Below are 17,399 nucleotides of genomic sequence, written 5' to 3'. Positions count from 1 at the left end.
CGGTGAGGTCGGGGGAGCGGCGGTCTGCGTGCCGCCGGAGGCGGAGGGGGCACCGATGCCCGACGCGTAACCCAGCACGATGACCACGGCGCCGACGAGCGCTCCGGCCACCAACTCGTCGCGGTGATCCCGCGGCCACTCCGCCCGGGAGAACAAGGGCATGGGGCACTCCTGGCATGGTCAGGTCAAGCCAATGGAAGGTGTGGCGAATGACGACCAGTGGAGTGGAAGGGGGATTCCGCGCAACTACGCGTTGGTTAATCGATTGTTGCCTGACCCTCTCTGCCGATGTGCCGGGCTGTGAGAACGGTCGATTCCGCGATCTCCTCGAATGAAATTCGAACTCATATTGGTGATTTCGAGCGCGACGGCATATGTCGAAGCCGGAGAGGGCTGCTGCCCTTGGGGGGCCTGCCCGAGCGCGGCCTCGGCGCCCGGGCGGGACAGCGAAGGACACACAGAAAATTCGCGCGGATCCGCTCGGTCCTTCACCGATCCCACGAGAATTCCCGAACCCCCCGTAAAGCCGTCAGGAATTCATGGAATCCGGCCGAATTCGAACCCGTGCGGTCGGGCGGACCTCATGCGATCGGCCGGACTCAGGCGGTCGGGCGGACCTCAGGCGAGCAGCCGGACCCATGCGATCGGCCGGACTCAGGCGGTAGGCCGCCCCATCGCCCGGTACGTCCACCCGGCCTTGCGCCAGCGCTCCGGGTCGAGGGCGTTGCGGCCGTCGAGGATGATCCGGGCCGCCACGACCTCGCCGAGCGCCTCCTCGTCCAGCTCCCGGAACTCCCGCCACTCCGTCAGATGCAGCACGATGTCGGCGCCGCGTACGGCGTCCAGCGCCGAATCGGCGTAGCCGAGGGTCGGGAAGACGCGGCGGGCGTTGTCCATGCCCTTGGGGTCGTAGACCGTGACCTGGCCGCCCTGGAGGTGGATCTGCCCGGCGACGTTCAGCGCGGGCGAGTCCCGTACGTCGTCCGAGTCGGGCTTGAAGGTCGCGCCCAGTACCGCCACGCGCTTGCCGAGGAACGGCCCGCCCCCCAGCGCCTGCCGGGATAGCTCGACCATCTGGCCGCGCTGGCGCATGTTGATGGAGTCGATCTCGCGCAGGAACGTCAGCGCCTGGTCGGCACCCAGCTCACCGGCCCGCGCCATGAAGGCGCGGATGTCCTTCGGCAGACATCCGCCACCGAACCCGATCCCGGCCCGCAGGAACTTCTTCCCGATCCGGTCGTCGTAGCCGATGGCCTCCGCCAGCTTGGCCACGTCACCGCCCGCGGCCTCGCACACCTCCGCCATGGCGTTGATGAAGGAGATCTTCGTGGCGAGGAAGGAGTTCGCGGAGGTCTTCACCAGCTCGGCGGTCGGGAAGTCCGTGACGACGAACGGCGATCCCTCGGCGATCGGCGTGGCGTACACCTCCCGCAGCAGCTTCTCGGCCCGCTCGCTGCGCACGCCCACCACGATCCGGTCGGGGTGCAGCGTGTCCTTGACGGCGAAGCCCTCGCGCAGGAACTCCGGGTTCCACGCCAGCTCGGCGTCCTCGCCGGCGGGCGCGTGCGCGGCCAGGTAGGACGCCAGCCGGTCGGCGGTGCCGACGGGCACGGTCGACTTGCCGACGACCAGGGCGGGACCGTGCAGATGCGGGGCGAGCGAGGCGAACGCGGAGTCGACGTAACTCATGTCGGAGGCGTACTCGCCGTGCCGCTGCGGGGTGTTCACGCAGACGAAGTGCACATCGCCGAAGGCACCGATCTCGGCCCAGTCCTGGGTGAAGCTCAGCCGCCCGCTGGAGCCCTCGAAACCTGCGACGTGCTTGCGCAGCAACTCATCGAGCCCCGGCTCGTACATCGGAGCCTCGCCGCGCTCCAGCTTCTCGATCTTCTCGGGCACGACGTCGAGGGCGAGTACCTCGAAGCCCAGCTCGGCCATGGCCGCCGCGTGTGTCGCGCCGAGATAACCGGTGCCGATCACGGTGAGCTTCAGGGCCATGGGTGCTCCAGGGGTCTACGGCAGGTGCGCGCCCGAGCATATCCGGGGCATGGGAGCGCGCTTCACAGGGCAACTTCCCGCTGTCGTCTAGCTCACGTATCCCTCCGGTGAGCGACCCCATAAACTTTTGATTACTTAACGGTAGTTAGCGCCACCATCGCAGCGTTTTGGAGCGTGAGAGACCTTGGCCGGAACGGCTGACTTCGACCTGTACCGCCCGTCCGAGGAGCACGACATGCTCCGCGACGCCGTCCGCTCGCTGGCCGAGGCGAAGATCGCGCCGTACGCCGCCGCGGTGGACGAGGAGGCCCGCTTCCCGCAGGAGGCCCTCGACGCACTGGTCGCGAACGACCTGCACGCCGTGCACGTACCCGAGGAGTACGGCGGCTCGGGCGCCGACGCACTGGCGACCGTCATAGTGATCGAGGAGGTCGCGCGGGTCTGCGCTTCCTCCTCCCTCATCCCCGCGGTGAACAAGCTGGGCTCGCTCCCGGTGATCCTCTCCGGCTCCGAGGAGCTGAAGAAGCGGTACATGGCCCCGCTCGCCAAGGGCGACGGCATGTTCTCGTACTGCCTCTCCGAGCCGGACGCCGGCTCCGACGCCGCCGGCATGAAGACGAAGGCCGTCCGCGACGGCGACCACTACGTCCTCAACGGCGTCAAGCGCTGGATCACCAACGCGGGCGAGTCCGAGTTCTACACGGTGATGGCGGTCACCGACCCGGCCAAGCGCTCCAAGGGCATCTCGGCCTTCGTCGTGGAGAAGTCGGACGAGGGCGTGTCCTTCGGCGCCCCCGAGAAGAAGCTCGGCATCAAGGGCTCCCCGACCCGCGAGGTCTACCTCGACAACGTCCGTATCCCCGCCGACCGCATGATCGGCGAGGAGGGCACGGGCTTCGCCACGGCGATGAAGACCCTCGACCACACCCGCATCACCATCGCCGCCCAGGCCCTCGGCATCGCCCAGGGCGCCCTCGACTACGCCAAGGGCTACGTCCAGGAGCGCAAGCAGTTCGGCAAGCCGATCGCCGACTTCCAGGGCATCCAGTTCATGCTCGCCGACATGGCCATGAAGATCTCGGCCGCCCGCGCCCTGACCTACCAGGCCGCAGCCGCCTCCGAGCGCGGCGACGCCGACCTCACCTACCTGGGCGCCGCCGCCAAGTGCTTCGCCTCGGACGTGGCGATGGAGGTCACCACGGACGCGGTCCAGCTCCTCGGCGGGTACGGCTACACCCGCGACTACCCAGTGGAGCGCATGATGCGCGACGCCAAGATCACGCAGATATACGAGGGCACGAACCAGGTCCAGCGCATCGTGATGGCGCGCAACCTGCCGTAACAGGCTGGTGCGTCAGTGAGTGAGCCTCCCGCCCCGCGGGGGGCTCACTCAGTCCTCGAATCCCTCCGCCGCCCGCTTCTCCCGCAGCTCCATGATCGCCCGGCGGCGGGCCAGGCGGTGGGTGCGGCGGATCTGGGCCTCCTGGTAGCGGCGCTTGTCGCGTTCGGTCTCCGGGAGGACCGGGGGGACCCGGCGGGGCTTGCCGTCGGCGTCGACGGCCGCGAAGACGAGGTAGGCGGAGCCGACCTGGGTGGGCGGGGCGGACTCGTTCCAGCGTTCGGCCAGGACGCGGACGCCGACCTCCATGGAGGTGCGGCCGGTCCAGTTGACCTGTGCCTTGACGTGGACCAGGTCACCGACGCGGACCGGCTCCAGGAACGCCATCTCGTCCATGGACGCGGTGACGGCCGGCCCGCCGGAGTGCCGCCCGGCCACGGCGCCCGCCGCGTCGTCCACCAGCTTCATGATCACCCCGCCGTGCACCGTCCCCAGAAGGTTCGTGTCGTTGTGGGTCATGATGTGGCTGAGGGTGGTGCGGGAGGCCGAAGTCGGCTTGCCCGGGATATCCGGACTGCCGGAATCCGCAGCTGGGGCCTGGTCTGTCATGGCCCCTACCTTATGCCGAGGCTGTATGAGGCGGTTTTGTGTCAGCTTCGCCACAGCCGTGCTCTGATTTTCCGACGACTCTTGTATGGCGCACTACGGAGACCTGCACACTGGTCCGCATGAACACTTGGCCCGAGGGACGGTCCGACGACAACCGCGGTAACCGCTATGGACGCGGCAGCTCGAGCGCACAGCCCGAGAGCGCCCGCGTGATGCGGCAGGTCCGCCGCGGTCCGGCGCCGTCGCCCGGGCAGGGTGGCTACGGCGGCGCAGCGCCGTACGCCGGCGGGGTTCCGCAGCAGCCGTCGTACGTCAACGGCGGCTACACCGAGCCGCCGGGCGGCTACGACAGCGGCTACAACACCGGCCAGGTCTACGGCGGCCCCGGCGGCAGAGGCCCCGGCGGTCCGGGCGACGGCATGTACGAGCCGCGCCCCGCGCCGAACTGGCGCCGCCGTATCAAGGTGACGGCGATCACGGTCGCGACGGTGCTGGTCGTGACGACCGTCGGCACGTACTTCTGGGCCGACTCCAAGCTCAACCGCGACGTCGACCTGTCGAAGGTGATCGACCGGCCGGAGGCGGGCGAGGGGACGAACTACCTGATCGTCGGCTCCGACAGCCGCGCGGGCATGTCGGCCGAGGAGAAGAAGAAGCTGCACACCGGGTCCGCCGAGGGCAAGCGCACGGACTCGATGATGATCCTGCACACCGGCGGCAACGGCCCGACGCTGATCTCGCTGCCGCGTGACTCGAACGTCACGATCCCGTCGTTCAAGGGGTCCGACTCCGGCAAGTTCTACCCGGCCACGGGACGCCAGGTGAAGCTGAACGCGGCGTACGCGGAGGACGGCCCGGAGCTGCTGGTCCGTACCGTCGAGGCCAACACGGGTCTGCACATCGACCACTACGTGGAGATCGGCTTCGGCGGCTTCGCGAGCATCGTGGACGCGGTCGGCGGTGTCGAGATGGACATCCCGCAGGACATCAAGGACACCAAGTCGGGCGCGGACCTCAAGAAGGGCAAGCAGACCCTCAACGGCGAGCAGGCCCTCGCCTTCGTCCGCACCCGCTACGCGCTCAGGGGCTCCGACCTGGACCGTACGAAGAACCAGCAGAAGTTCCTGTCGGCCCTGGCCAACCAGGTCGCCACCCCGAGCACGATCCTCAACCCGTTCAAGCTGTACCCGACCATGGGCGCCGGCCTGGACTCGCTCGTGGTCGACAAGGACATGGGCCTGTTCGACCTGGCGTCGATGTTCTGGGCGATGAAGGGCGTCAGCGGCGGCGAGGGCAAGTCGATGAACATGCCGATCGCGGGCAGCTCCCCGAACGGCAACCTCCAGTGGGACACCGCGAAGGTGAAGACGCTGGTGAGCCAGCTGAAGAACGACGAGACGGTCACCGTCTCGGGCAACTGAGCACCGGCACGCGTCGGGGGCACCCACGGGGGTGCCCCCGACTGCTGTGAGGCGGTCCTCACATCGTGGCGGCCGACATCGAGCGGCACGTCTCGGCACAGCGGCGACACGCCTCGGCGCAGCGCATCATCTGGGCGTCGTCCGGCATGGACATACACGCCTCGGCGCACATGTCACAGGCCCGGGCGCACATCGCGCACATCTCGGCCGACAGCGGCGAGCGCCGCATCATCATGTCGGCGCACATGCGCGTCATCTCGGCGCAGTCCATGACCGCGCGCATGATCTGCATCTGGGCCTGGCCGCCCATCTGCAGGCAGGAGCTCATGGTCTCCTCGCACACGCTGTGGCAGGTCATGCACGCCTGGACGCAGTCCTGCATCTCCTGGCTCAGCGGGGTCATGGTGGCGGGCTGCTGGGTCATGATTCCTCCCGGGGGACGGTGAGAGCCGGAGGTCGACCCTCGTGCCTTCCGTACTACGCCTGCCCGGCCCCGACCGCCACGGGACGGAAGGAAGGAATCCGCCAGGCGTGCGTCACGGCCCCTACGCGCACGCCACCTCGTCCCCCCGTACCACCCCGAACTCGCCCTGCCCCGGGTCCTCGGCCCGTACCTTGCGGACGCGCTCGAAATCCGTGCCCGCGATGACCTTCAGGGTCGCGCCCAGGCCCTTGACCGGGCGGAGTTCGCTGCCCGGCAGGGCCGTGGCGAGGGACTTGGCCGAGCGGTCCCAGCGGGGGTCGTAGGCGACGATCGTGCGCTTGACGTCGCGGGCGGCGGCGTTCACCGGGGCCCGGGTCGTACGGAAGCCCGTCGAGGCCAGGGCCGCGTCGACACGGCGGCCCAGCCCGGGCGTGCGCGTGCCGTTCTCCACCTGGACGCGGATCTGCTGCGGGGCGACCGAGACGATCTGTGCCGCGCCGCGGGGCCGGCGCACGGACAGCGGCTGGTCCTCGCGCAGGGCGTGGAAGAGCCGCTCCGCCTTCACGGGGTCCCACTTCAGCGTCGAGCCGACGCCCTTCATGTATCCCATCCGTCCGATCGGGACGGTCGTGAACTCGGAGGAGGAGGGGGAGAAGTTCCGCATGGCCCGGCCCAGGTCCAGCATCTCGTCCGTGCCGAAGCCCTTGTCGGCGCGCACGGAGCCGAGCACGGCCCGCGTCACGTCCCGGAACTTCATGGGGTTGAGGAGGATCCCCGAGGAGGTGATCCGCTCCACGAGCGCCGCCATGAAGCGCTGCTGCCGTTTCATCCGGCCGAGGTCCGACGCCCCGTCGATGTGCCGTGCGCGTACGTACTGGAGCGCCTGCCCGCCCGCCAGCGTGTGCCGCCCGGCCGGGAGGTCCAGGCCGGTGTAGCTGTCCTTCAGGGGGTCCGCGGTGCAGATCTTCACGCCCCCGACCACGTCCACGGTCCTCATGAAGCTGGTGAAGTCGACCTCCAGGTAGTGGTCGATCTTCACCTTCGTCATGCTCTCGACCGTCCGCACCGTCAGCTGCGGTCCGCCCTCGGCGTACGCCGCGTTCAGCTTGATCGGGTGCCCGCTGTGCCGTCTGCCCGTCGTACGGTCGACGTGCGCGGGCATCACGGCGTACGAGTCGCGCGGCAGGCTCACCACAGTCGCCCGCTCCCGGTCCTCCGAGACGTGCACGATCATGATCGTGTCGGTGCAGTTGCAGGGCGCCCCGCCCAGCCGGTACTTCCGCCGCTCCTCCTTGCCGATCTTCTCGCGGCCGTCGGTACCGACCAGCAGCACGTTCATGCCGTGGCCCGCCTGCGGCCGGTTCTTCATGTCCTTGAAGGGGTCGACCCGGGCGATGTCCGCGTCCAGGCTGGCCATCACCGCGTGCCCGATACCGGCGGACGCGAGGACCACCACGGACAGGGTGGTCACCACCCGCATGCCCCAGCGCGGCTTCCGGCGCCGTACGGGCGGCGCGGGCCTGCGCGAGGCCTGCCCGGGGGAAGGCTGCGGGCGGGGCTGCGGGGCGGCGGTGGACCGAGGGGACCGCGGCGGCGTGGGCAAGGAGACACCTCCGGACGACAGCCGTACGTGGGATCAGTGAAACCGTAGGCCGATACGATCTGCGGCCCGCGGTATCGCCCCGGCGGCGCGCACCGGTGTCCCCCGTTCGCGGTAACGTGAGCCCCCTATGAACGCCAATCCCGACGTGCGGCTCCCCGCCGTTTCCGTGATCATGCCCGTCCTCGACGAGGAACGGCATCTGCGGGGAGCAGTCCAAGCGATCCTCGCGCAGGAGTACGCCGGCGAGATGGAGGTCGTGATCGCCCTCGGTCCGTCCACGGACCGCACGGACGAGATCGCCGCCGAGCTCGTGGCCGAAGACCCGCGCGTGCACACCGTGCCGAACCCGACCGGCCGTACGCCGGCCGCCCTGAACGCGGCGATCAACGCCTCCCGCCACCCGATCGTCGTCCGCGTCGACGGGCACGGCATGCTCTCGCCCAACTACATCGCCACCGCCGTACGGCTCCTGGAGGAGACCGGCGCGCAGAACGTCGGCGGCATCATGCACGCCGAGGGCGAGAACGACTGGGAGCACGCCGTCGCCGCCGCGATGACCTCGAAGATCGGGGTCGGCAACGCCTCCTTCCACACGGGCGGACAGGCGGGCCCGGCCGAGACCGTCTACCTCGGAGTCTTCCGGCGCGAGGCGCTGGAGCAGCAGGGCGGTTACAACGTGGAGTTCATCCGCGCCCAGGACTGGGAGCTGAACTTCCGTATCCGCGAGGCCGGCGGGCTGATCTGGTTCTCGCCCGAGCTGAAGGTGTCGTACCGGCCCCGGCCGAGCGTGAAGGCGCTCGCCAAGCAGTACAAGGACTACGGCCGCTGGCGGCATGTCGTCGCCCGGTACCACGAGGGCTCGATCAACCTGCGCTACCTCGCCCCGCCGACCGCCGTGTGCGCGATCGCTGCCGGGATCCTGGTGGGCGCGCTGCTGACGCCGTGGGGTTTCGTGGTGCCCGGCGGCTATCTCGCGGCGATCCTGCTCGGCTCGGTCCCGGCGGGCAAGGGGCTGCCGCTGAAGGCGCGGCTCCAGATCCCCGTGGCGCTGGCCACCATGCACATGTCGTGGGGCTGGGGCTTCCTGACGAGCCCGCGGTCGCTGGCGAAGAAGGTCATCGCGTCCCGGCGTCCGGCGGTCCGGGCGGACGCGGAGGCGGACGCGACCGCCGGCTGACGCACACCGCGCGCGTACGGGCCCCTTCCCCTCGGGAGGGGCCCGTTTCCGTCACCAGGTGAAGTCGGGGTTCACGTGCATGCAGGCCTTGTCGTCCGCGCCGTTGAGCGCGTCGGCCGACTTCGGGGTCTTGTCGTTGCGCTTCGGTGCCTTGTAGGCCGTGCCCTCCCGCCAGTCGGCGCCCACGACGAGCGTGACGCCGGAGACATCGGTCGACCGCTTCACCGAACTCAGCGGAATTCCCAGGGCCTCGGCGACCCGCTGGGCGTCGCCCTCCAGGTCGGCGCTCGGGTAGCGGACGACGGTCCGCTCCTCGCTCCACGAGCCGTTGGTGTCGGCGACGGCCTGGGCGAAGCCCTGCTCCGTCAGCAGTCCGGCCACCCTGCTCGCGCGCCCGCGTGCCGCGGCCAGGGTGTCGGTCCGGGTGCCGTTGCGGACCTGGACGGGGATCTCGTCGTCGGCCGCGGCCGGGTCGGCGGAGGCCTTCTCCGCCGCCTTCTTGCCGTCCTTGTCCTTGCCGTCCAGCGCGATGTCCTCCCGCACCAGCCGGAACAACTGCTCGGCGTCCTCCGTGGGCTCCACGCGGGCGCCCACGTACCGGTTGGGCATCGTGGTCATGGTGATGCGCTCCGGCTCCACCTTGCGCAGCTCGTCGCTGAGGTCGTAGAGCTTCTTGACGGTGTCCAGGCCGGGGTCGACGGTCAGCGCCCGGGTGGCCTCCTCGGCCAGTCTGCGGAGCTTGTTCGGGCTGCTGAGGGTGGCGTTCTCGCGGAGCTGGCGGACCATCGCGTTCATGTACATGTGCTGGGCCTTGGCGCGGGCGAGGTCGCTGCCGTCCTCGAAGCCGTAGCGGGTGCGCAGCCACTGGAGGGCCTGCTCGCCCTGGATGTACGAGGTGCCCTTCTCCAGTTTCAGGCCCGAGCCCTTGCCGTCGGAGGTGCGCGAGTGGATGTTGGCGTCGACGCACACCGGGACACCGCCGACGGCGTCGGCCATGGACACCACGCCCGCGAAGTCGACCATGACGAAGTGGTCGATGTGGATGCCGGTGAGCTCCTGCCAGGTGGCCACGGTGCAGCCCGGACCGCCGTTCCCGAGGCTCTGGTTGGTCATCGTCCGCCCCTGCGTCCCCGGGTACACCTTGCCGTCGTCCGGGTCGGTGCACTTCGGGATCTTCACGAGCGTGTCGCGGGGCATGCTGATGACCGACATGTTGGTGCGGTCGGCGGACAGGTGCAGCAGCATCTGAACGTCCGCCAGCGGCGCGGCGCCGAACGTCTCACGGGCGCCGCCGAGTTTCTGGTTCTCCTTGCTGTCCCGCGCGTCCGAACCGATGAGCAGGATGTTCAGCGGGGTCTGCCCGGCGGCGTTCGGCGTCGGCGCGGCGACCTTGTTGTCGCCGAGGTTCAGCGCGTCCTTCTTGATGTTGCCGTTGAGATGCCGGTAGTAGAGGTATCCGGCCCCGGCCGTCCCGAGTATGAGAAGGGCGAGCACGGCAGCGGACCACCGCAGCAGCCGCCGGGTACGCCTGGGCCGGCCCTCGCCGCTCAGCCCGCTGGGCGTGTCGCCCGTCGCCGACGTGGTCTCACCCGGGCCCGGTTCCTGGCGGACGCCCTGCCGCGATTCGTTCTCCCGCACACCGCTCTGCGTCACTTCCCGGTCCTTCCGCCCCGAGCATGCAACAGGCCCGTCCTGCCCCCTGTTAGACGCACGACGGGCCTGTCAGTTGCCCTCAGCGGGTCAACTCGCGCACTTCACCTTGTCGGCGGTGGACTTCTCCACGTCCGCCGCGTCGACCGGGGCGTTGATCTTCACGCCGGCGCCCTTGAAGTCCTTGCCGAGGGTCAGGGTCATGGCGGGCACGCCCTGGGAGTTGGTCACGCTCTCGCCGGGCTTCAGCGCCGACCCGGACAGCCCCATGATGTCGGCGAGGCGGCGGGCCTGGTCGGCCTGGTCGGGGGCGTACTCGAGCGTGGTCTTCGCCAGCTCGGCGGGCGCGTTCCCGCCGTTCTCCGACTTGGTCACGCCCTCCTCGACCTGGAGGTACTGGAGGGTCTTCTGCGCGCTGCCGGTGACGGCCCCGCCGTTGAGGACCCGGACCCGGACCTCGGAGGCCGGTGCCTTGGTGCCCTTCAGCCGCGCCGCCTGGGCGTCCTTCTCCTTCTTCTTCCGTTCCTTGACCTCGGTGAACGAGACGTCGTTCTTGATCATGTCGAACACCTGCGGGGCCTTGGCCTGGTCGAGGACGACCGTCGCCTTCACCGTCTCCGCCGGGTTGTCCACCACCGGCACCGTCGCGAAGCTGATGTTCTTCGTCGGCACCTGCTTCAGCTCCAGGGCGATGTCCTTGAGCGTGCCGACGCTGCCGATGGCCTCGTCCACGGTCAGCGCCTTGGTGGCGGCCTCGGCCAGCTTCAGCAGCTTCGAGGGGCTGGTGAGGGTGTCACCGGAGGACATCTTGCGCATGAGCGAGCCCAGGAACTGCTGCTGCACCTTGATCCGGTCCAGGTCACCGCTGTTGCCGAAGCTCTTGCGGGTACGGACGAACGCGAGGGCCTGCTCGCCCTCGACCTTCGACGGGCCCGCGGGCAGGACGAGTTTGGACTCCTTGTCGTTGACCGGCTTCTCCACACAGACGTCGACCCCGTCCACCGCCGTCGTCAGCGTCTTCACCGCGTTGAAGTCGGCCATCATGAAGTGGTCGACATCGATGCCGGTGTTCTCCTCCACCGTGAGCATGGTGCAGCCCGGGTCCCGGCCGCTCTCCCCGAGGCTCCGGTTGAAGCGGACGCCCCGCTGGCCCGGGACGATCTTCTCCGAGCCGTCCTCCAGCTTCGTCAGGCAGTCGGGGATGTTCACGATCAGGTCCCGGGGGATGCTGAGCGCGGTCGCGTTGGAGCGGTCCTTGGCGACGTGCAGCAGGATCGTGGTGTCGGCGTGCCCGGAGCTGCCCTTGTCGCCGTAGCCCTCGTTGCCCTCACCGGTGCGCTTGTCCGTGCCGATGATGAGGATGCTGAAGGCCTCGTCCTTGCTGAAGTTGCTGGCGCCCGCGCTGCCGACGTCGGTCGTCGTGACGTTGCCCTCCAGGTGCTGGAGGTAGAAGTAGCCGGCCGCGCCGACCCCGACCAGCACGAACGCCATCGTGCCGCCGGTCCACACCAGCGCCTTCTTCGCCTTCTTCGGCTTCCGCTGCACCGGCCGCCGCCCGCCGCGCCGCCCGGGCGGCGGCTCCTCGGGCGCGCCGCGCCGCCGGCGCTGGGGCGGAACGTCGGTGCGGGTGGCGCCCTGACGGGAAGCGGCGTTCCGGGAAGTCGCGTTCCGGGAAGTCGTGTTCCGGGTCGGGGGAGTGGATACCGGCGACTGCGCTCCGGATGGAGTCAGTCGCAGTTCGTATTCGCCGGTGTTCGGATTGAGTACCCACTGGTCTGCGGGGTCGATCTGATCCCCCCGCCCACGGCGTTGCGCGTCCACGGTTGTCTGTTTCCTCCGTCGGGGCACGCGGCGCCTTCTCCCCCCGGAAGGCGCACGGGTACTTGTCATCACAGAAGCACTGGATCGCTCACACTATCCGCCCAGTTGAACGCCGATGTGCGCTGAATGACAAATTCAGCGTCCATGCATGGGGGCAATTCCGCACAATTCCCTGTGAGGAAGTGGAAGGAAGCCGTCGACCGGTGTGCGAGTTGCTTCTCCGGTCGCTACCAGCGATAGGGCGCGTACACGTCCATGCACTGCCCGGCGTCCGAGCCGTTGAGGGCGTCCGCGTCGCCGGGCAGGTCCCCGGCCTTCGGAGCCGGCTGCTTCGGATAGGCCGTACCCGTACGCCAGTCGGCGCCCACGACGACCGTGACGCCGGAGACATCGGTCGACCGCCGCACCGAACTCGCGGGAATGCCCAGCGACTTGGCGACACGCTGCGCGTCGCCCGCCAGCTCGGCGCTCGGGTAGCGCACCACGGTCCGCTCCTCGGACCGCGCGCCCGAGGTGTCCGCGGCGGCCTTCGTGAAGCCCTTGCCCACGAGCTCCCGCGCGATGGCGCCCGCGCGCCCGCTCACCGGACCGAGGGTGCTGGAGCGTGTGGCGTTCCGCACCAGGACGCCGATCGCGTCGTCCGCCGCGGCCGGATCCCTGGAGGCCTGGGGCTCCGTCTTCCGCGCGCCCGGCTTCCCGCCCTTGCCGTCGAAGGGCACGTCGTCGCGGATCATGTCCCACACCCGGTCGGCGTCGGCGCCGGCCGGGACCAGGTGGTTGCGGTCCTGCGGGTCCTCGGCCGTGGGCAGGGTCGTCATGGTGATGCGGTCCGTCGGGACCGTCTTCAGCTGCGTCCCCAGGTCGTACAGCTTCTCCACCGTGCCCAGCTCCTCGGACACGTGCAGCGACCTGGTGGCCGCCTCGGCCAGGTCCGTCAGCCGGCCGGTGTCGGTGAAGACGTTCTGCGCCTTCAGCGTGCGGATCATCGAGTTCATGTACATGTGCTGCGCCCGGGCCCGCAGCGGGTCGCTGCCCCAGGCGTGCCGGGTGCGCAGCCACTGGAGAGCCTGCTCGCCCTGGACCTTGTTCCGGCCGGCCGTCAGCTTCAGGCCCGAACCGCCGGGCACGCCGGGCAGCGGGCGGTCCCACACGTTCTGCCGCACGCACACCTCCACCCCGCCGATGGCGTCCGCCATCTTCACCACGCCCGCGAAGTCGATCGTCATCCAGTGGTCGATGTAGACGCCGGTGAGGTTCTCCCAGGTCGCGAGCGTGCAGCCCGCTCCGCCACGGGCCAGTGAGGCGTTGATGATCGTGTTGACCGGCGGGTACGTTCGCCCTGTCCTCGGATCGGTGCACTTCGGTATGTCGACCCGGGTGTCGCGCGGGATGCTCACCACGGCGGCGCTCTTGCGGTCCGCGGCCAGGTGGATGAGCATCTGCACGTCGCCCAGCGGCGGATTGCCGCGGTCCTTCCGGGCGCCGCCCAGCTTCACGTTCTCGTCGGAGTCACGGCTGTCGGAGCCGACCAGCAGGATGTTCAGGGGCGTCTGCCCGGCCGCGTTCGGGGCGGACTTGCGCGCCTTGGAGTCGCCGCTGCTGCGCCGGCCCTTCTCGATGTTGCCGTTCAGGTGCTCGTAGTAGAGGTAGCCGGCGCCGGCGGTCGCCAGGATCAGCACCGACAGCGACGTGGCCGACCAGCGCAGGACGCGGCGCCCGCGACCGGGCCGGCGGCCTCCCGGGCCGCCGCCGTCGCCCGGCCCGGCGGGTCTGCCGGGGACCGGCTCGCCCGGGACGGCGCCCGGCTTCGTCCCCTCCCCGTACACACTGCTGCTCTGTGCCATCTGCTCTTCCCCACCGTTCCTAGAGACTGAGTGGGAGTGAGGCCTGTTGCCAGGACTGTTGCTCAGCCGCGTGCTCCGAACGGTGTTGGGCACGCTGGTCGCCCGCTTTCGCTCCGCGTCCGGGCAACACGACTCGTGATCGTGATCCGGGTACGCGGGGGCGACAACGAGCCCGACCCCCAAAGGTCACGCGTTCGATATGCAAACCCCCGTTCAGCGAACTCCGAAAACTGTCAGCGCGCCTCGTGGCCGGCACCGGCACTCACCCACCCTCACCAATACGCGCTTACGCTCAGCCAAGCGGCAGCAGGAACAACCCCCGTGTCACCGGACAAGGCCTGCCGTACGCCCTGTGAGACGTACGGCGGGCCCGTCAGGTCACTGGGCGCACTCGACCTTGTCCGCCGTGGACTTCTGGACACCCTCCGGCGCCTTCGACGGAGCGGTGAGGGAGGCACCCGCACCCTTGAAGTCCTTGCCGAGGGTCAGGGTCATCGCGGGCAGCCCCTGGGCGTTCTCCACGCTCTCGCCCGGTTTCATCGCCGACCCCGACAGCCCCATGATGTCCGCCAGGCGGCGGGCCTGGTCGGCCTGGTCGGGGGCGTACTCAAGCGTGGTCTTCGCCAGCGCCGCGGGCGCGTTGCCGGCGTTCTCGGACTTGGTCACGCCCTCCTCGACCTGGAGCCAGCTGAGCGTCTCCTGGGCGCTGCCGGGGTCGGCACCGCCGTTGAGGATCCGCACCCGAACCTCGGAGGCCGGGGCCTTGCTGCCCTTCAGCCGGGCGGCCACCGCGGCCGCCTCCTTCTTCTTCTGCTCCTTGACGGCGGTGAAGGAGACGTCGTTCTTGATCATGTCGAAGACCTGCGGGGCCGTCGACTCGTTCAGGACGACCGTGCTCTTGACCTTCTCCGCCGGGTTGTCGATCACCGGGGTCGTGGTGAACGTCAGGTTCTTGGTGTCGAGCTTGCCCAGCTCCAGACCGAGGTCCTTGAGCTTGCCGATGCTGTCCAGCTGCGAGTCGACGGTCAGGGCCTTCGTGCCCGCCTCGGCCAGATCGAGCATCTTCGAGGGGCTGGTGAGCGTGTCGTTGGACTTCAGCTTGCGCATCAGCGCGCTCAGGAACTGCTGCTGGAGCCCGATCCGGCTCAGGTCGCCACCGAAGCCCACGGCGTGCCGGGTGCGCACGAACGCCAGCGCCTGCTCGCCCGCGATCGTGTGCGTGCCCTTCGACAGCTTCAGGTGCGAGTCCGGGTCGTCGATGTCCTTGCCCAGACAGACCTCGACCCCGCCGACCGCGCTGGTCAGCGTCTTGACCGCGTTGAAGTCGGCGACCATGAAGTTGTCCGGCTTGACCCCGGTGAGCTCGGTCACGGTCCGCATGGTGCAGCTGGGGGTACGGCCGTCCTGGCCGAGGCTGGTGTTGAAGCGGACCTGCTGCGTGCCAGGGATGATCTTCTGCGACCCGTCCTCCTGCGTGGTCGGGCAGTCCGGCACGTCGACGATGAGGTCACGCGGGATGCTCAGCGCGGTCGCGTTCGAGCGGTCCTTGGAGACGTGCAGCAGGATCGTGGTGTCGGCGTGCCCGACGCTTCCCGAGTCGCCGTAGCTCTCGTTGCCCTTGCCGGTGCGCTTGTCGGTGCCGATCAGCAGGATGTTGATGGCCTTGTCCTTCTGGAAGCCACCGGTGCTCGCGCCGTCGTCGGAGACGGACGCGATGTTGTCGTTCAGGTGCTCGATGTAGAAGTACCCGGCGCCCGCTCCGGCGACCAGCACGAACGCCATCGCGCCGCCGGTCCACAGCAGGACCTTCTTCCCCTTCGCGGCCTTCTTGGCCGGCCGCCGGCCGCGCCGCCCCGGCAGCGGCTCCTCCGGCGCCCCGCGGCGCCTGCGCGGCGGCGGCACCGCGCGGCCGGGCGTCTCGGGGCGGCGCCTGCCGGGCGCCTCCGAACGGCCGCGCGCCGGCGGGCCCGCGTCGGTGGCCGGTGGCCTGCGGGGGCTGGGGACGCCCGACTGCGGTGGGGAAGGGGGCAGTCGCAGTTCGTATTCGCCGGTGTTCGGATTGAGCACCCACTGGTCTGCGGGATCGACATCGTCCGCCCGCCCACGGCCTTGCGCGTCCACGGTTGCCTGTTTCCTCCGTCGGGGCACGCGGCGCCTTCCCCTCCAAGGCGCTCGGTCTCGGTCACACAGTGCGCGACCTCAGGACCGTCCTCAGAGCCGGGCGCACCGGATCGCTCACACTAACCGCCCAGTTCAGTGCCGAACGACGACGGTGACAAATTCCACGTCCCTACACCTGGGCAATTCGCCCATTTCCCAGGTGAAGAGTTCATTACCTTGGAGTTGCCTTGGTGCCCGCTTTACTCACAGGTGTCCTCGGCTGCCGTGTTCCCCCGGAACGTCGGTGGAGGAGAAACGGTGACGACGGGCTTCGTAAACCGCCCCGGATACGAATCCCCGTACGATCCGTCACGCGAATCGGTAGGCCTCCGCGGGGCGGAACCGTGCGGAACGTCCCCGGCCACCGCCACGGGTGTGTCCGTACGCAGCCGCTCGAACAGCCTCTCCGCCTGAGGTTCCACGAGTTGGTCTCGATTGGCGTCGTACGCGTACGACTCCCGTGGAACGGTCAGAAATTGCACACGTTCCATGGGGATGTCGCGCAGCCCGCGCACGAGTTCGTACATACCGCGAAGACTGGCCAGACCCGGGTCGGTTGTGAGAGATGACGTGGCGGCGTCCAGCACGGGATACAGCTTCGCCGGATTCAGCAGGACATCATTGCTGCGCACCTTGTTGACGAGTGCCCCGAGAAACCTTTGCTGACGCTCCATGCGTTCCGTGTCGCTGCCGTCGCCGAGCGTCTTGCGGGCGCGGACGTAGCCGAGCGCCTGCTCGCCGTCGAGGGTCACCCGTCCGGCGGGGAGCCGCAGCTTGGCGGCCCGGTCGTCGATCGGCTCCCGCAGGCACACCTCCACGCCGTCGACGGCGTCGACCATCTCCTTGAAGCCGTGGAAGTCGACGACGACGTGATGATCGACGCGGATGTCGGTGAGCTTCTCGACGGTCCGGATGGTGCAGGCGGAACCGCCCACCTGGAAGGCCTGGTTGAACATGGTGAACCGCGGGGCGCTGCGCGACCCGTCCGGGCGTCGGCAGCCCGGCAGGTCCACCATCAGGTCCCGGGGCAGGGAGACGGCGGTGGCGCTGTCCCGGCCCGCGGACAGGTGCAGCAGGATCGTGGTGTCCGACCGCTCGGACCCGGAGTCACGCCCGTAGCGCGCGTTGTCGTCGCCCTCCCGCGAGTCCGACCCGATCAGCAGGATGTTCCGCGCGTCCTTGACCAGCGAGGTGGGCCGCTCCTTCTCGTACCGCGCGAGCTCGGCGGCGGCGGCCTCGTCGGGCGTGATGTTCCCGCTGAGCTTCGCGTACACGGCCCATCCGGCCCCGCCGGCCGCGACGACGACACCGGCGACCCCGAACGCCCAGATCCGCACCCGCCGCCGACGCCGC

12 protein-coding genes are annotated in these 17,399 nt (G+C 69.6%); 3 read left to right on the top strand and 9 right to left on the bottom strand.

All coding sequences use genetic code 11. The annotated features are described in order from the left end of the window. Nucleotides 1-654: 654 nt before the first annotated feature. Nucleotides 655-1,998 carry a UDP-glucose dehydrogenase family protein gene (locus tag CA983_RS25475; RefSeq protein ID WP_086603202.1) on the bottom strand — a complete coding sequence of 448 codons (1,344 nt, stop codon included), beginning with the start codon at nt 1,996-1,998 and terminating at the stop codon, nt 655-657. Nucleotides 1,999-2,182: 184 nt separating this feature from the next. Between CA983_RS25475 and CA983_RS25470 the strand changes: the two genes are divergently transcribed. Beyond that, a complete protein-coding gene (locus tag CA983_RS25470; protein ID WP_086603201.1) occupies nt 2,183-3,340 on the top strand; it encodes an acyl-CoA dehydrogenase in 1,158 nt (385 codons plus the stop codon). Between the two features lie 48 nt (nt 3,341-3,388). On the opposite strand, the gene CA983_RS25465 is transcribed toward CA983_RS25470, so the two are convergent. After that, nucleotides 3,389-3,946, bottom strand: coding sequence for an acyl-CoA thioesterase (locus CA983_RS25465; protein ID WP_037758822.1), 558 nt, complete (start codon nt 3,944-3,946; stop codon nt 3,389-3,391). A gap of 119 nt (nt 3,947-4,065) precedes the next feature. Here CA983_RS25465 and CA983_RS25460 point away from each other — a divergent pair, with 119 nt between their 5' ends. Beyond that, complete coding sequence (locus tag CA983_RS25460) at nt 4,066-5,367, top strand: LCP family protein (RefSeq protein ID WP_086603200.1); 1,302 nt, start codon at nt 4,066-4,068, stop codon at nt 5,365-5,367. A 58-nt stretch (nt 5,368-5,425) separates the two neighbouring features. On the opposite strand, the gene CA983_RS25455 is transcribed toward CA983_RS25460, so the two are convergent. After that, on the bottom strand, nt 5,426-5,791 hold the full coding sequence (locus CA983_RS25455) for a four-helix bundle copper-binding protein (RefSeq protein WP_086603199.1): 366 nt from the start codon (nt 5,789-5,791) through the stop codon (nt 5,426-5,428). 121 nt (nt 5,792-5,912) lie between these two features. Continuing rightward, nucleotides 5,913-7,394 (bottom strand): LCP family protein, encoded by a 1,482-nt coding sequence (locus CA983_RS25450; protein ID WP_107500274.1) that lies wholly within the window; start codon nt 7,392-7,394, stop codon nt 5,913-5,915. 127 nt (nt 7,395-7,521) lie between these two features. Between CA983_RS25450 and CA983_RS25445 the strand changes: the two genes are divergently transcribed. After that, entirely contained in the window at nt 7,522-8,571 is a 1,050-nt protein-coding gene (locus CA983_RS25445; RefSeq protein ID WP_086603197.1) for a glycosyltransferase family 2 protein, read from the top strand. A 51-nt stretch (nt 8,572-8,622) separates the two neighbouring features. Here the strand turns inward: CA983_RS25445 and CA983_RS25440 are convergent, their stop codons facing one another. From CA983_RS25440 to CA983_RS25420, 5 genes are all read right to left on the bottom strand, one after another. Continuing rightward, nucleotides 8,623-10,224 (bottom strand): LCP family protein, encoded by a 1,602-nt coding sequence (locus CA983_RS25440; RefSeq protein WP_086603196.1) that lies wholly within the window; start codon nt 10,222-10,224, stop codon nt 8,623-8,625. Between the two features lie 87 nt (nt 10,225-10,311). After that, nucleotides 10,312-12,042 (bottom strand): LCP family protein, encoded by a 1,731-nt coding sequence (locus CA983_RS25435; RefSeq protein ID WP_086603195.1) that lies wholly within the window; start codon nt 12,040-12,042, stop codon nt 10,312-10,314. A 227-nt stretch (nt 12,043-12,269) separates the two neighbouring features. Next, nucleotides 12,270-13,886 (bottom strand): LCP family protein, encoded by a 1,617-nt coding sequence (locus CA983_RS25430; RefSeq protein ID WP_086603194.1) that lies wholly within the window; start codon nt 13,884-13,886, stop codon nt 12,270-12,272. 378 nt (nt 13,887-14,264) lie between these two features. Beyond that, nucleotides 14,265-16,007: an LCP family protein gene (locus CA983_RS25425; protein WP_086603193.1), complete on the bottom strand. Its 1,743-nt coding sequence runs from the start codon at nt 16,005-16,007 to the stop codon at nt 14,265-14,267. 239 nt (nt 16,008-16,246) lie between these two features. Beyond that, nucleotides 16,247-17,399: LCP family protein (locus tag CA983_RS25420; RefSeq protein ID WP_244207098.1), on the bottom strand; the 1,153-nt coding region annotated here is incomplete at its 5' end.

It is taken from the genome of Streptomyces swartbergensis (genome assembly GCF_002148965.1).
In the GTDB taxonomy this organism is placed as follows: Bacteria; Actinomycetota; Actinomycetes; order Streptomycetales; family Streptomycetaceae; genus Streptomyces; species Streptomyces swartbergensis.
This window is presented reverse-complemented; position numbering and strand designations above follow the sequence as displayed.